Genomic DNA, 14,198 nt, shown 5'->3' on the forward strand with positions numbered 1-14,198 from the left:
CGGTTAATGTTTTCTAACTTTGTCTGATTGATATTCTCATCATTTAAATTACATACACATGCCACATTTTGTTATTGATTGTTCCGAAAACATAATCCGATTAAAAGCTGCAGAAGATATCATGCAGGAAGTTTTTAATGCGGCATTATCAACTGAACTTTTTATTGAATCTGAAATTAAAGTTCGTATTAATCCTTTTTCCTATTATAATAACGGAAATTCATTAGACGATTTCATTCATGTTTTTGGATATATTATGGAAGGCAGAAATACAGATCAAAAAGCGAAATTATCGAAAGCAATTGTTTCTAAACTGAACGAAATACTTCCTGAAGTTCCGGTAATTTCCATTAATATAAAAGACTTTGAAAAAGCGAGTTATTGTAATAAATCCATGGTTTAACAAAGCTTCTTTTTAACCTTGCTATAAACAAAACAATTTCAAATTCGTTTTTGATATAATAAAAATGATTTCACTCGTTTATTCAATTTGAATATTCAAGTGAAATCATAACCTTAAAAAACGATTTCATCTAACCACTAGCGCTCTGTAATTAAGGCTTTAGCTCCGTAAATTGGGAATCCAATTCAAAAGCTTTTTTAACTTTTTCTACCAAAATTTCATTCGGTACAGAAAACTCAGCCGTTTTCTTAATATCTGCTAATGAAGCTCCAATTGAAACTGTATAATTTCCGGATTCTGCAATCCAGGCACTTTTATTTTCCAGAAACGAAGCCAAATCTTTTGGAGATAAAGTCATTTTTAAAGTTTCACTTTCGCCCGGTTTTAATTCTTTGGTTTTACCAAAAGCTTTTAATTCTTCTTTTGGTTTATCAATAAATTTTGATGGAGCCGAAAGATATAATTGAACCACTTCTTTCCCCGCCGTTTTTCCCGTATTTTTCACTGTAACCGAAACAGTTAATTTATCATTGAAAATTGGAGAACTTAATTTTACATTTGAAAAATCAAAAGTGGTGTATGAATTTCCGAAACCAAATTCATAAGATGGTTTTACATTAAAAGTATTGTAATAACGATATCCAACATACACACCTTCTTCATAAGTTACACTTGTTGGGTCATTTACAGGCAATCCCAACCAGTTTTTAGCCGATGGTGTATCTTCATATTTCATTGGAAAAGTCATCGTTAATTTTCCGGACGGATTTACTTTTCCTGAAAATACATCTGCTACAGAATTTCCTCCTTCTTGTCCCGGTTGCCATGACAATAAAATAGCATCTACTTTATCTTTCCAGCTTGCGGTTTCAATAACGCCGCCAATATTCAGGATCACCACCACTTTTTTGCCTTTGGCATGAAATTCTTCCGAAACATTATTAATCAATTCTACTTCGTCAGTTGCCAGATTAAAATCATTATCAACTTTACGATCTCCGCCTTCACCTGAATTTCTTCCTATCGTAATAATCGCCATTTCTGATGATGAAGCTTGTTGCTGTACAAAATCTTTTTCCAGTTTTAATTCCGGTAAACGTTTTGGCAAAGCAAGAAAACCTTCTTTTTTACGGCTTTCCATTTCTATGGCTTTAACTTTAGCGACAAATGGCGTGTAAATTATTTTTAATTCTTCATCAATTGAATAACCTGCATTATTCAAACCATCAATTAACGAAATTGTATACGCTTCATTTACGTCTCCACTTCCGGTTCCGCCTGCAATAAAATCATATGATGTTACACCAAAAACGGCTATTTTTCCTTTTTTATTTGTAAAAGGTAAAACAGCTGCATCATTTTTCAATAAAATCATTCCTTCAGAAGCCGCTTGTCTTGTAACCTCTGCATTTTCCTTTAAGTTGGGTTTATTAGAATATTTGTAATTTTCCATTACAGGAGATTTTAAAACCAACTCTAAAATTCTTTCTACATTTTTATCCACTACTTCTTGCGATAAATTTTTATTTTTTACATTTTCAATAATCGCCTTTTTTTGCGCTGCAATTCCGGGCATAAGCAAATCATTTCCGGCGGTAAGTTGTTGTGTAACATTGCTTGAACCTGCCATAATAGATTGAGCGCCGGCAAAACCGCCAAACCAATCTGTCATTACAATTCCTTTGAAACCCCATTCATTACGGAGAATATCTGTCAATAAATCTTTTCTTGCCGAAGTATAAGTCCCGTTAATCAAATTATAAGAAGACATTACCGTCCAGGGATTAGATTCTTTTACCGTGATTTCAAAACCTTTTAAATAAATTTCACGCATCGCTCTTTCGCTGATGTGTTCGTTTATCAAAAGACGATTGGTTTCCTGATTATTAGCTGCGAAATGTTTGATAGAAGTCCCCACTCCATTCGACTGAATTCCCTTGACCATTGCCGAAGCTATTTTTCCTGCTACTAAAGGATCTTCAGAATAATATTCGAAATTTCTGCCACAAAGCGGATTTCTATGAATATTTAAAGCCGGCGCCAATAAAACATCAACACCATATTCTTTCACTTCATTTCCCATTGCTTTACCAACTTTTTCAATCAAAGCTTCATTCCAGGTTGAAGCCAAAGCCGTTCCAACCGGAAATGCCGTACAATAATACGTGTTTTTATCGTTTTCACGAATTGGTTTTATGCGAAGTCCCGCAGGTCCATCGGCCACAATAATTGCCGGAATTCCCAAACGTTTAATTTCATAAGTTCCTCCTGCAGCTCCGGGAACACGACCTTCAACAGCACCAACAACTGGTTTTATTCCGTCAAAACCTGGCATTCCGGTTCCCAGTAAGAAATTCGCTTTTTCTTCATCGGTCATTTTATTGACTAAATCACGCGCGCGTTCTTTTATTGAAAGTCTCGTATCTTCATAAATATCGAGTTTACCGTTTTTATTTAAATCTTTAAAAGTAAATCCGTTCAAAGTAATAAGCGGCGGATTATTTTCTCCATCAGAAATACTATTCCATGATACATTAGAAAGTACTAACGCTGTTAAAAGAGAAACCCGCGCTGTTTTTATAATTGCTTTTTTCATAATTGGAAATTTTAGTTGTGTTAACAAAACGAAGAAGTTATATATGTGATATTTTCATTGCTTCATTATGAAGCAATATTAATTACTTTTTTTCATATCAACAAATAAAATCCCATAAAATTTCACTTATCTCAATTCCACTCACTTAAACATGATGTCTTTTCAATTAATAAAAGAATGTATTAGCAATAATATATCACGAAAAAACTTTCAAAAACACCTATTTTAATGACAAATCTCAACTTTTTGAAAAATTAAACCATTTTATAATTTTCAAAAAGAGTAAATTTGGAAACAAATCAATAAATGGAACTAAAAAAAATAATCGAATCCCAATCTGAAGAAGCCTGGAAAAAATACATTCCAACTCTTTCTATTGATTGCGTTATTTTTAGTTTTCATGAAAATTCACTACACGTTTTAACGGTCAAAATGAAAGATCAGGATTTGTGGGGACTTCCCGGAGGATACGTCCAAAAAGAAGAAAATGTAGATGATGCCGCAATCCGGATTTTAAAAGACAGAACGGGCACAGAGAATATTTACCTGCAGCAATTTTATACTTTTGGAAATCTTAAACGTTCTGAAAGTGCTTTTGAATTTTATGATGACAACATCTGGAACAAACAGCGTTTTGTGTCTATTGGATATTATGCGTTAGCCGAATTTTCAAAAGTAAACTTGATTGTTGATCAATATTCATTGGCTTGCGAATGGAAATCTATTGAAGATCTGCCAACTTTTATGATGGATCACCGGGCAATTTTTGATAAAGCGCTTCTTACTTTGCGCGAGCAATTAAACAATCATCCTATTGGCTATAATCTTTTGCCTGAGAAGTTTACAATGCCGGAACTTCAAAAATTATATGAAGCTATTTTAAGCAAAAAACTGAATCGCGGTAATTTTTATCGAAAAATATTGCGTTATGATATTCTAACAAAACTAGATGAATCCCGAAAAGGCGGCGCTCATAAAGCTCCTGATTTGTATCGTTTTGATTTGGAAAAATATGATAATGCTTTAAAAGAAGGTTTAAAGGGAAACTGGTGATTTTTTATTTCACCATATAAGTTATAAAAGTTCATTTAAACTTTGTACTTTTTTGCCACCGATTGCACCGATTAAAAGTTTTTTTTTGATGTTAAATAACAAAAAGCTTTGTCAAAGTTTAAAACTTTGACAAAGCTCCTTAAAAAGTCTATTTTCTTTACTCTATAATCTGTATTCTCAATTAACGGCAATTGGCGCAGCCAGACAACTTTCAGGAATATCAAATGCATTTACCAATGCAACTGCATCCGGACGAATATCCCAGCAAAGCTGATTTACGATTTTACGGATTGCTTTGGTTTTTACGGCTTCCATATAGCCGTCTTCAAGATACCAGCCTTTATTTTTTTCAATTTGCGAAAGCGCGTATAATTGATTTAATTTAGTCAAAATTGCTTTTGAATTTTCATCTTCAACCGTTTTAATTGCTGCCTGAAATTGTTCTAAAACTACTCTTTCAAGATATGCCTGGGCGACATCAATCATTTGGTGCTGAACGACATTAAAAGCATCGTAAGGTTCTAAACCGCCATCGACCAATTTTTTGATACGTCGTGCTGCCGATGCTAAAATTGTTTTTTCCCTATGAATAAAAGCCTGCAGATGAAATTCCGGATCTAATAAATGTTCATCGTCAGTTCTTCTCGTTGCAATTGGATTTTTCTCGGTAATTGCTGTTTTTGCATTTTCGTATACATAATTGATGATTCCTAAAGAACCCATTTCACCAAACGATTTTCTGAATTCTGATAAACGGTTTTTAGCAACCAATTGCATCAAAACGGTATTATCACCTTCAAAAGTAGTGTAAATTTCGGTGTCGTTTTTTAAAGCGTCAATTCGGTTTTCAGATAAATATCCTTTTCCTCCGCAGGCTTCGCGGCATTCCTGTAAAATATCTCTTGTAGACCAGGTTGAATATGATTTCATTCCGGCTGCAAGAGCTTCAATTTCCTGCATTTCAGATTCTGTTTTATTCAGGAAACGATTCGTAAGATATTGCAAAGCAAAATGAACGGCATATGTTTTTGCCAAGGGTGGAATTAATCTGCGTTGGTGCATTCTGTAATTTAAAATCGGAACTTCTGAACCTCCTTCCGGACCAAATTGTCGGCGTTGGTCGCTATATCGAATCGCAATTGTTAATCCTGATTTGGCTGCTGCCAAAGCCGAACGCGGAATTCCGATTCGTCCTCCAACCAAAGTGCCTAACATCGTAAAGAAACGTCTATTATCACTCGGAATCGGGCTTTCAAATTCTCCCTTATCGTTTACAGAAGCAAAACGATCCAGCATATTTTCTTTCGGAATTACGACATTATCAAACGAAATTGTTCCGTTATCAACGCCGTTTAATCCCATTTTATGACCACAATCGCCAATGGTTACTCCGTTTAACGTATTTCCGTTTGTATCTCGAAGCGGAACCACAAAAGCATTTACGCCATAATCATGATCATCGATAATTAATTTTGCAAAAACGGTTGCCATTTGTCCGTGAACAGCGGCGTTGCCAATATATTCTTTTTGCGCATTTTTATTAGGTGTATGAATCGTAAACGTTTGATCGTTATGATTATAAGTTGCCGTAGTTTCTAATCCTTTTACGTTAGAACCGTGATGTGTTTCGGTCATGGCGAAACATCCGGGCAATTTTAGCGAACCAATATCTCTTAGGTATTTAGCATAATGTTTCTCGGTTCCTAACGATTGAACGCTCATTCCCCAAAGTCCAAACTGAACGCCAAATTTGATCACTAAACTTAAATCGTGATAACTTAAGGTTTCCATAATAGCAAAATAATCGGCTATGTTTTCTCCTCCGCCATATTGCTTTGGATAGGCCATATTTCCGAGGTTTTCTTCTGCTAAAATTTTACACCAATCGTATACTTTCTGACGAAAAACATGAATATCAGTCGAAGTTTCATAAGCAAATTCTGGTCTTGAAATTACTGATTTTACTTTTTTGATAATTGCCGCTTCTTTTCCATCCAGAAGTTCGGTTATTTTCTGAATATCAAAGTTGCTTGTTGTTTGAGAATTTGCGGTAAATGAATCGGCTTTTGTTTTGAAATTCTGAATGGCTTCTTCTCCTAAAACTCCAAGATCATTTTCCAATTTTGTGAAATCTGATTTTAAAGTCGAAATATCTAAATCTTTCTCTGAAAGCGCTTCTGCAATATCAAAAATTGATTTTATTGAAGATTTGTCTTTGATATTGGCTTCAATATCTGATTTCCATTGTGCGAGTTCATTTCGCGTAGGCGGATTTGAAATATCAACTTTCGAAAGTAATTGTTGTTTTTCTTCGGGCGAAAGCCAAGTCAAATCGTTAATAAATTTCTGAATGGTGGCAAACTCTTTCTGAGTTAAAAGATCATCTGACCACACTAAATAAAACAAGGGAATAAAAGCCTGGAGTTTGGTATTTTTCATATAAATGTAATTCAGTTTGTATTCGTTGTTTTCCACAGATTGTATGGAATAAAAGTTTTTTTTAGCCACAAATTTCACAAATTTTCACATTTTTTTTTTCTTCAATTCAGCTTAAAACTAAACGTAATTATTGAATTAGTTCTCCTTTTCGCTGTCGTTTCGACATGGCGTAAAAAAAGTTCACGCAGATTTTGCAGATCAAGCAGATAAAATAATTCGTGAAAATTTGTGAAATTCGTGACGAAAAAATATTGCACAAAAAACAGAAATGAAAAATACTCATTCCTGTTTTAATATGCTGTTAAGATTCTGGTAATTTATTGATATTGCAAAAAAGTTTACCACAAATTATACGAATTTTCGCAAATTATTTTCTTCTAATTAAATCCGTGATTGCTTCGGCTGTTCGCTATTGCTCGGGGTAGTGTTAAAAAAATAAGTTCACGCAGATTTTGCAGATCAAGCAGATAAAAAATCCTTTAAACCCGTATAATCTGTGGAAATTTGTGGAATTCGTGGCGAAAAATGTTCTCGCAGATTTTGCAGATCAATCAGATAAAATAATTTGTGGAAATTTGTGAAATTCGTGGCGAAAAAATATTGCACAAAAAACAGAAATGAAAAATACTCATTCCTGTTTTAATATGTTGTTAAGATTCTGGTAATTTATTGATGTGCAAAAAAGTTTACCACAAATTACACAAATTTTCACAAATTATTTCTTCTAATTAAATTCGTGATTGCTTCGGCTGTTCGCTATTGCTCGGGTAGTGTTTAAAAAAATAATTTTCACGCAGATTTTGCAGATCAAGCAGATAAAAAATCCTTTAAATCTGTATAATCTGTGGCATTATAAAAAATAATTTGGGGAAACTTGTGGAATTCGTGGCGAAAAATGTTCTCGCAGATTTTGCAGATGAAGCAGATAAAAAATCCTTTAAACCCGTATAATCTGTGGCATTATAAAAAAATAATTTGTGCAAATTTGTGGAATTCGTGGCGAAAAATGTTCTCGCAGATTCTGCAGATCAAGCAGATAAAAATAATTCGCGAAAATTTGTGAAATTCGTGGCGAAAAAATATTGCACAAAAAACAGAAATGAAAAATACTCATTCCTGTTTAAATATCCTGTTAAGGTTCTTGTAATTTTATATTTAAAACCAATAATAAATATAAAATTAATACGTCTATTAAGAATCTTTGGATATTGGACTAAACTTTTGCTTTATCGCAAAAATATGATGTGAATTAAAAACCAATACGGCCAGAAAAACAATTCCGTACGCTAAGATTTGTATTGATCCAAATTGTTCTTTATATAGGAACATCGCCAATAAAAAGGCAATCATTGGATTGATATTCAAAAGCATTCCTACCGTTGAAGAATTAATTCCGGAAAGTGCATATAAGTTAAGGAACAACGGGAAAATTGTAAACAAAATCGCGATGGTTTCGATACAGAAATAAAACTTAAATTCGGTTGGAATTGGACCGCTGTAAACCGGATAAAATGGCAATAAAAACAAGGCTGCCAATGTAATATGAAATGTCAGGATTATAAATTTATCAAAGCCTTTATTAACGCGCTGGCTTACCAGATAGGATGCGTATGTAAACCCAATTATGATACTAAAAAACATGTCTGTAATATTAGCGTATGACAAAAGCAGACAACCGGAAATACTCAAACCGACAGCCATCCATTGTGTTTTGCTTAGTTTTTCGTGCAGAATAAAATAAGCCAGTAATGTGGTTAAAATAGGACAAACCAAATAGGCCAAAGAAGTGGCTTTTACGCTAATATGATTCATTACATAAATAAAAGTAAACCAGTTTGCCATTAGAAAAACGCTTCCGCCGATGTTTAATAAAACTGTTTTGCGTTTCTCTGATTTTGAAAAAGACCTGAAAGTTTCTACGGCTTCTTTTATTCTTTTTCTTTTAAAAATAAACGAAATAAGCAACATTAGAATACTACAGCTAAAGACGCGATAGAATAAAATATCTAAAGATGGATATTCGTGGATTGGCTTTAAAACTAAGCTAAAAAATCCCCAGATTACAAAACAAGTAATGGCAGCTGTGTAGTATTTTGTTGTTTTCACGAATGTTGTTTTTGTTTAATTTTCTATTGAAACAAATTTCTAAAAAATAAAACAGCAATACAGATACAGTTTTTGTAAATTGCACCATAACAGTTTTTTTTTATGAGAAATTCCAATTACTTATATCTTCAGTTTGCTGACAGAATCGAAAAACAGATAAAATCCGGCGTTTTAAACGTGGGTGATAAACTGCCGTCTATTCGCGAAGTCTGTGCTGAAACGGGTTACAGCATGAGTACGGTAAGTAAGGCTTATTATGAAGTCGAAAGCAGATCATTGATCGAATCCCGACCGCAGTCCGGTTATTATGTGAGTAATATTTCGGCCAGAACGATTGCTGCACCTTCGCCAAGCAGTCCAATATTAAAATGTGCCAATATTGACCGCGAAGATTTAATCGATCAGGTTTACGGCAATATGACCGATCCAAATATTACGATGCTTTCTTTAGGATTTCCGTCGAACGAACTTTTGCCTATTGCGAAATTAAATAAGGGAATGGTTCAGGCTATGCGACAACTCCCAAACAGCGGAACGAGTTATGAACAAGTCCAGGGAAATCTTAATTTACGGAAAGAAATTGCACGCTGGTCTTTTACCTGGGGCGGATCGTTAACCGAAAAAGATATTATTACAACGCCGGGCTGTACCAGCGCGATATCGCATTGTTTAATGACTTTGACGAAACCCGGAGATACGATTATTACTGAAAGTCCGGCGTATTTTGGCATTTTGCAATTGGCGAAATCATTGGGTTTATATATCATGGAATTACCCACAAATATGACAACGGGAATTGAACTGGAAGCTTTGAAAAAAGCGCTTTCGTCTAAAAAAGTGAAGCTTTGTCTGCTGATGAGTAATTTTAGTAATCCATCCGGAAGTATGATGCCTGCGGAACATAAAATTGAAGTAGTCCGGTTGATGGAGTTTTATAATATTCCGTTGATTGAAGATGATATTCACGGCGATTTGTACTTTGGCTCAAGCCGGCCAACAAATTGTAAAACGTATGACGAAAGCGGAATTGTACTTTGCTGCAGTTCGGTTTCTAAAACTTTGGCTCCCGGATATCGCGTAGGCTGGGTTTCGCCGGGAAAATTTAAAAAGGAAATTCTGAGAAATAAAATTTACCATTCGCTCTCCTCGCCTACTATTACGCATGAAGTTGTTGGCGATTTTCTAAAAAACGGGCGTTATGAAAATCATCTTAGAAAAATACGTCAGATTTTGAACCAAAATTGCCATAATTATATCAATACTGTTCTGGAATCTTTTCCGCCCGGAACAAAAGTAAGTCAGCCTCAGGGTGGTTTTTTTCTTTGGATAGAATTGGACAAAAATGTCGATACTGCAGCTTTTTATCATTTGGCGATGCAGCATAAAATTAGTTTTGCGCCGGGGAGAATTTTCTCTTTTCAGGATCAGTTTTCGAATTGTATGCGCCTGAGTTTTGGTTTACCGTGGACAAATGAATTACGACAATCGATCCAGACTTTAGGGAAATTGCTTAAAACGTAATGTTGCGTTTTTTATTTGTTATTTCGTTTTTCAGGGATGAAAATCCCTGGCTACCCTATAAATCGTTCCTCCGGAACTTTAGTTTCTTTCGTCGAAATTGACAAAATAAAACAAAAAAACCAGACAACACAAAAGCGTTGTCTGGCTAACAATAAATAGACAATATTAATTAAAGAACAAAGTACTCTTTTCCGGTAAGGGTTTTAGGTTCAGGTTTTAGATCAAATTCTTTAATAATATCAAATTCGACCTGAAACTCGTTTAGCATTTGCATTAAATTCTTTTCGATTGCGTTTGAAATAGCCGTTACAGGCGTATCTGTTGGTCGGTTTTCGAATGGATCCTGCAAATGAATTGCCATTCTTTCGATTAAAAAGAAAGTTCCCGCAATAATTGTAATTAATGGAACTGCGAACCAGCTTAATAAATCGACTAAGCCAAAAGGCAATAAAACAATAAACAAACACAATGTAAGTCTGATATACATGCTGTATGTTGTTGGAAAAATCGTGTTTTTTATTCGCTCACATTTTCCCATTGCATCACATAATCTGGTCAATGTATTGTCGATTTCTACTTGCTGATACGTATTGAAACGTTTGTCTTTTCTGGCGTTTCGTAAATCTCTGGCATGCAGTAATAAAATCGCGTTTGGAATATTTTGATGATTTTTTACAAAATTCAGTTCTTCTTCGCTTATGAAATTTTTGATGGGTTTTATGGCATCTTTATTTCGCAAAGCCTGTCCTAAACTATAACACCAGGCAATTTGTCTTTTGGTGAAATTTTCTTTGAAATCATTGGCTTCTACAGAAAAATCAGGATCTTTATAAAACGTTAATACTTGTCTAATCAACGTTCTGGATTCATTTACGATAGATCCCCAAATAATTCTGGCTTCCCACCATCTGTCATAAGCCTGATTTGATTTGAAGGCCAATAATAAGGATATAATAGTACCAACCATGGTTGGAATTGCAATGGGAACGTCAACCGAAACATTGATGAAATAATGATGGAAAATTTCAAACAATATGGTATAGGCTAACACGAGCCCTAATTCTACTTTAATTTTTCCAAGAACGTATTTCATTGGAATTCTTTTCTTTAACAACATATCTTTCGTTTTAAATTAAACTTATTTTATGGAGAATTGTTTTAAGCCAATTCTTCGTAGAGTGACAAAACCGGAAGTCCGAGTCTCTCGTTTATATTTTCTTTCTTTGTTTTTTTGAATTTTATTTTTTCGCCTTTTCTGGTTTCTACCAGCAAATCAATGTCGTATTTTGAAATGGCTTCTGATAAATAAGGCGCAAATTTTTCGTAATTATCATCAAAATTGGCGGTTTGGCTTACGATTTCATAGGAGAAATTTGCATTTAGAAATTGCTGAACATCCTTAACATGCATGTTTGCATTTCCGTTTTCGATATAAAGCGCTTTATTAAAATCGTTTTTATATTGTTCGATACCTAAATGTAAAATGGGACATTTCTGATTGCCGGCTAATTGCACTAAATATTGATGAATTCGTTTTGTTTCTTGTTTATAAGAATGTGTCAGAATGACCAATTTTACAGCAAAAACATCAATGATGCGTTTAAAAATTGGTGATGAAAGTCCGTATTGATTGTGGACTTTTATTTTGCAATTTGGTGTGTGATCGATAATATACCGACAAGTTTCGAGTACTTCTTCCTGACTTTTGGTTAGTCCGGTTCTCATTTCGCGCAAAAAATTTGAAGATGAGAAAGCATCAGGAGTTTCAGAAACCATCATTAGGATAATTTCGCAATCCGACTCTTTTGCCTGATTAACAGCTGATTTTACAGCGCAAATTGTATCTTCTTTTAAGGTCGTAGGTATCAGGAAATTTTTCATATGTATAATCGTTTAGTTTATACATGCAAAATAACTGCCCGCAAATTAGAGTGGTCTTAATCTAAAATTAGAATTTCCTAAGATTCAACATTAGAATTTTTAATGTTGGTTTTTTTATTGTTTGTCTTTTTAAAAATAATGGTTACAATTGTTCCTTTATTTTGCTCGGATTGTACTTGTATTTCGCCATCATGCATTCGGATAATTTTAGATGCTAACGGAAGTCCTAAACCGTAACCAATATATTTGGCCGCAATTTTTCCTCTGAAGAAAGGTTCGTATAAATGCGGAATATCTTCGGGCGGAATTCCGATTCCGATATCATTAATGGCAATTTTAATCATTTCCTGATTGGCAGAAAGCGTTACAAAAACCTCATTATTATCTGAATATTTGACTCCATTTGTAACGATATTGTTTATCGCCAATTCTAAAAGTGGTTTATTGCACGGAATTAAAAGCAAATTAGAATCATTTGGAGCAAAATTAAATTTCATGCTCACACGGTTATCGGGATAAATTTTATCCAAATCTGATTTTACATCCATTAATAATTCGTCGATTCGGGCAATATCCAATACTTGTTTTTTGCCGTCGTAGCCAGTTTGAGTGAGTTTTAACAAGCTTTCGGTTAAGTTTCCTAATCTTGAAGCCTGACTGTAAATATTCTGCAAGGATTCGATGTATTCTGAAACTGGTCTTTCTTTCAAAAGCATAATTTCAGATTCGGCAATAATGGTTGTAATTGGCGTTTTTAATTCGTGTGAAGCATTATTGATGAAATTTGCCTGAATTTCGAATGAGGTTTCTAATCGATCTAACATATCATTAAATGTTCTCGGTAAGATCTGAAATTTCATCTGAATTTTTAACTTCCGGTAATCTGTTATGAAGGTTTGAAGCACTGATTCTGTTTACTTCCCTTGTAATTCTTGCTACAGGATTAATAACTCGTTTTGCTAAAAATCTTCCTAAAAAGAAGGCTAAAAATATGAATCCTATGCCTCCAAAAAGCATGATTTTTACAATATAAATAGTCGTTGTTGGGCCTTTTCTATCTCTGGCGCCAACAATTACAATATACTTTTGATTGTTTTCGGTAAAAATCTGACCTAAATAATATTTATTATCTTTTTCAAAATAATCTTTTCCTGTATTTAGAATATTGGTGTAAAATTCGTTGGGTAAATTCAGATTTGTGTTGTAATCAAAACTATTGGCACTGTTTACTTTAAGAACAAATTCTTCTTCTTCAATAAGTTCTTCAAGTCCGTTTTTCTTCAGATTACTGTAATATCTTATTTTTTCAGGATCTTTTTGAAAGTGAATGGATGCCACAATTTTAGCTCTGTCTTCGAGTCTTTTTAAGAAATGATAGCGGTTATTTTCCCGAAACAAAACAAAAACTACAATACACAATAATAGTGTACTAAAGGTTGAAAGAGCGACGTAAGTAAAAGTAATTTTTTTTCTTATATCCATTTTATGGTTTTATAACGTAACCTAAACCTTTCATGGTATGAATGAGTTTGGTTGTAAAAGGTTTGTCTATTTTTTTTCGCAAATACGTGATATAAACGTCAACAACATTGGTATTCATATCAAAATTAATATCCCAGACATTATCTAAAATCTGATCGCGAGATACGATTCGTCCGCTATTTTTGGCTAAATAATACAGCAATTTGAATTCCTTGGCGGTTAAAACAATCGATTCTCCTTCTCTTTTTACGGTTTTCGAACGGCCGTTAATTTCTAAATCACCAATTGTAATAATATCTATTTTTTCAATTTCCTGATTCGCCCTTCTGTTTAATGCATTTACTCTTGCATCAAGTTCTCCAAATTTAAAAGGTTTTACCAGATAATCATCGGCGCCGGCATTTAATCCGGTTACAATATTTTCTGAAGTTCCAAGAGCTGTTAAAAGCAAAATGGGTACAAAATTCTTGCTGGCACGCAATCTTCTGCAAATTTCGATTCCGTTAATATCGGGTAACATTACATCGAGAACTACAACATCAAAAGTATAATTATGAATCATTTCGAGAGCTGTTTTGCCATCAAGAGCCACACTTACCTCATTATTGTTTTCGGCAAATCCTTTTCGTAAAATGGATAAAAGATTTGGTTCGTCTTCGACTATAAGTAATTTCATCTTAATTAATGTATGTAACAAAAATAAGAATTGAGTTTAAA

11 protein-coding genes are annotated in these 14,198 nt (G+C 33.9%); 3 read left to right on the top strand and 8 right to left on the bottom strand.

All coding sequences use genetic code 11. The features are described 5' to 3' along the window. The first annotated feature begins 58 nt into the window (after positions 1-58). The gene (locus tag ACZ0AH_RS13785) at positions 59-403 is read left to right on the top strand and encodes a 5-carboxymethyl-2-hydroxymuconate Delta-isomerase (RefSeq protein WP_463476374.1); all 345 of its coding nucleotides are present in this window, start codon (positions 59-61) and stop codon (positions 401-403) included. Positions 404-554: 151 nt separating this feature from the next. On the opposite strand, the gene ACZ0AH_RS13790 is transcribed toward ACZ0AH_RS13785, so the two are convergent. Continuing rightward, a complete protein-coding gene (locus ACZ0AH_RS13790; protein WP_463476375.1) occupies positions 555-2,999 on the bottom strand; it encodes a glycoside hydrolase family 3 N-terminal domain-containing protein in 2,445 nt (814 codons plus the stop codon). Positions 3,000-3,305: 306 nt separating this feature from the next. Between ACZ0AH_RS13790 and ACZ0AH_RS13795 the strand changes: the two genes are divergently transcribed. Continuing rightward, positions 3,306-4,052: an NUDIX hydrolase gene (locus ACZ0AH_RS13795; RefSeq protein ID WP_463476376.1), complete on the top strand. Its 747-nt coding sequence runs from the start codon at positions 3,306-3,308 to the stop codon at positions 4,050-4,052. Between the two features lie 177 nt (positions 4,053-4,229). Here the strand turns inward: ACZ0AH_RS13795 and ACZ0AH_RS13800 are convergent, their stop codons facing one another. Together ACZ0AH_RS13800 and ACZ0AH_RS13805 are read right to left on the bottom strand one after the other, a co-directional pair. Then, positions 4,230-6,491, bottom strand: coding sequence for an acyl-CoA dehydrogenase family protein (locus ACZ0AH_RS13800; protein ID WP_463476377.1), 2,262 nt, complete (start codon positions 6,489-6,491; stop codon positions 4,230-4,232). A gap of 1,191 nt (positions 6,492-7,682) precedes the next feature. Next, on the bottom strand, positions 7,683-8,597 hold the full coding sequence (locus ACZ0AH_RS13805; protein ID WP_463476378.1) for an EamA family transporter: 915 nt from the start codon (positions 8,595-8,597) through the stop codon (positions 7,683-7,685). A gap of 102 nt (positions 8,598-8,699) precedes the next feature. On the opposite strand from ACZ0AH_RS13805, the gene ACZ0AH_RS13810 reads away from it, so the two are divergent. Continuing rightward, the gene (locus ACZ0AH_RS13810) at positions 8,700-10,118 is read left to right on the top strand and encodes an aminotransferase-like domain-containing protein (RefSeq protein WP_463476379.1); all 1,419 of its coding nucleotides are present in this window, start codon (positions 8,700-8,702) and stop codon (positions 10,116-10,118) included. A 169-nt stretch (positions 10,119-10,287) separates the two neighbouring features. Here ACZ0AH_RS13810 and ACZ0AH_RS13815 read toward each other — a convergent pair whose 3' ends face one another. The 5 genes from ACZ0AH_RS13815 to ACZ0AH_RS13835 form a co-directional block, all read right to left on the bottom strand. Continuing rightward, on the bottom strand, positions 10,288-11,235 hold the full coding sequence (locus tag ACZ0AH_RS13815; protein WP_463476380.1) for a bestrophin family protein: 948 nt from the start codon (positions 11,233-11,235) through the stop codon (positions 10,288-10,290). A 41-nt stretch (positions 11,236-11,276) separates the two neighbouring features. Further along, a complete protein-coding gene (locus ACZ0AH_RS13820; protein WP_463476381.1) occupies positions 11,277-11,999 on the bottom strand; it encodes an adenine nucleotide alpha hydrolase family protein in 723 nt (240 codons plus the stop codon). Between the two features lie 77 nt (positions 12,000-12,076). Beyond that, entirely contained in the window at positions 12,077-12,859 is a 783-nt protein-coding gene (locus ACZ0AH_RS13825) for a sensor histidine kinase (RefSeq protein WP_463476382.1), read from the bottom strand. Next, entirely contained in the window at positions 12,828-13,481 is a 654-nt protein-coding gene (locus ACZ0AH_RS13830) for a HAMP domain-containing protein (RefSeq protein WP_463476383.1), read from the bottom strand. Before ACZ0AH_RS13830 ends, ACZ0AH_RS13825 begins: the two co-directional genes overlap by 32 nt. A gap of 1 nt (position 13,482) precedes the next feature. Further along, a complete protein-coding gene (locus ACZ0AH_RS13835) occupies positions 13,483-14,157 on the bottom strand; it encodes a response regulator transcription factor (protein ID WP_463476384.1) in 675 nt (224 codons plus the stop codon). Positions 14,158-14,198: the final 41 nt, after the last annotated feature.

The organism is Flavobacterium sp. AC105 (assembly GCF_979258495.1).

Bases quoted from the DNA above. Each gene is read 5' to 3' on its own strand.
- ACZ0AH_RS13785 (WP_463476374.1), top strand. From the start codon at position 59: ATGCCACATTTTGTTATTGATTGTTCCGAAAACATAATCCGATTAAAA.
- ACZ0AH_RS13790 (WP_463476375.1), bottom strand. From the start codon at position 2,999: ATGAAAAAAGCAATTATAAAAACAGCGCGGGTTTCTCTTTTAACAGCG.
- ACZ0AH_RS13795 (WP_463476376.1), top strand. From the start codon at position 3,306: ATGGAACTAAAAAAAATAATCGAATCCCAATCTGAAGAAGCCTGGAAA.
- ACZ0AH_RS13800 (WP_463476377.1), bottom strand. From the start codon at position 6,491: ATGAAAAATACCAAACTCCAGGCTTTTATTCCCTTGTTTTATTTAGTG.
- ACZ0AH_RS13810 (WP_463476379.1), top strand. From the start codon at position 8,700: ATGAGAAATTCCAATTACTTATATCTTCAGTTTGCTGACAGAATCGAA.
- ACZ0AH_RS13815 (WP_463476380.1), bottom strand. From the start codon at position 11,235: ATGTTGTTAAAGAAAAGAATTCCAATGAAATACGTTCTTGGAAAAATT.
- ACZ0AH_RS13820 (WP_463476381.1), bottom strand. From the start codon at position 11,999: ATGAAAAATTTCCTGATACCTACGACCTTAAAAGAAGATACAATTTGC.
- ACZ0AH_RS13825 (WP_463476382.1), bottom strand. From the start codon at position 12,859: ATGAAATTTCAGATCTTACCGAGAACATTTAATGATATGTTAGATCGA.
- ACZ0AH_RS13830 (WP_463476383.1), bottom strand. From the start codon at position 13,481: ATGGATATAAGAAAAAAAATTACTTTTACTTACGTCGCTCTTTCAACC.
- ACZ0AH_RS13835 (WP_463476384.1), bottom strand. From the start codon at position 14,157: ATGAAATTACTTATAGTCGAAGACGAACCAAATCTTTTATCCATTTTA.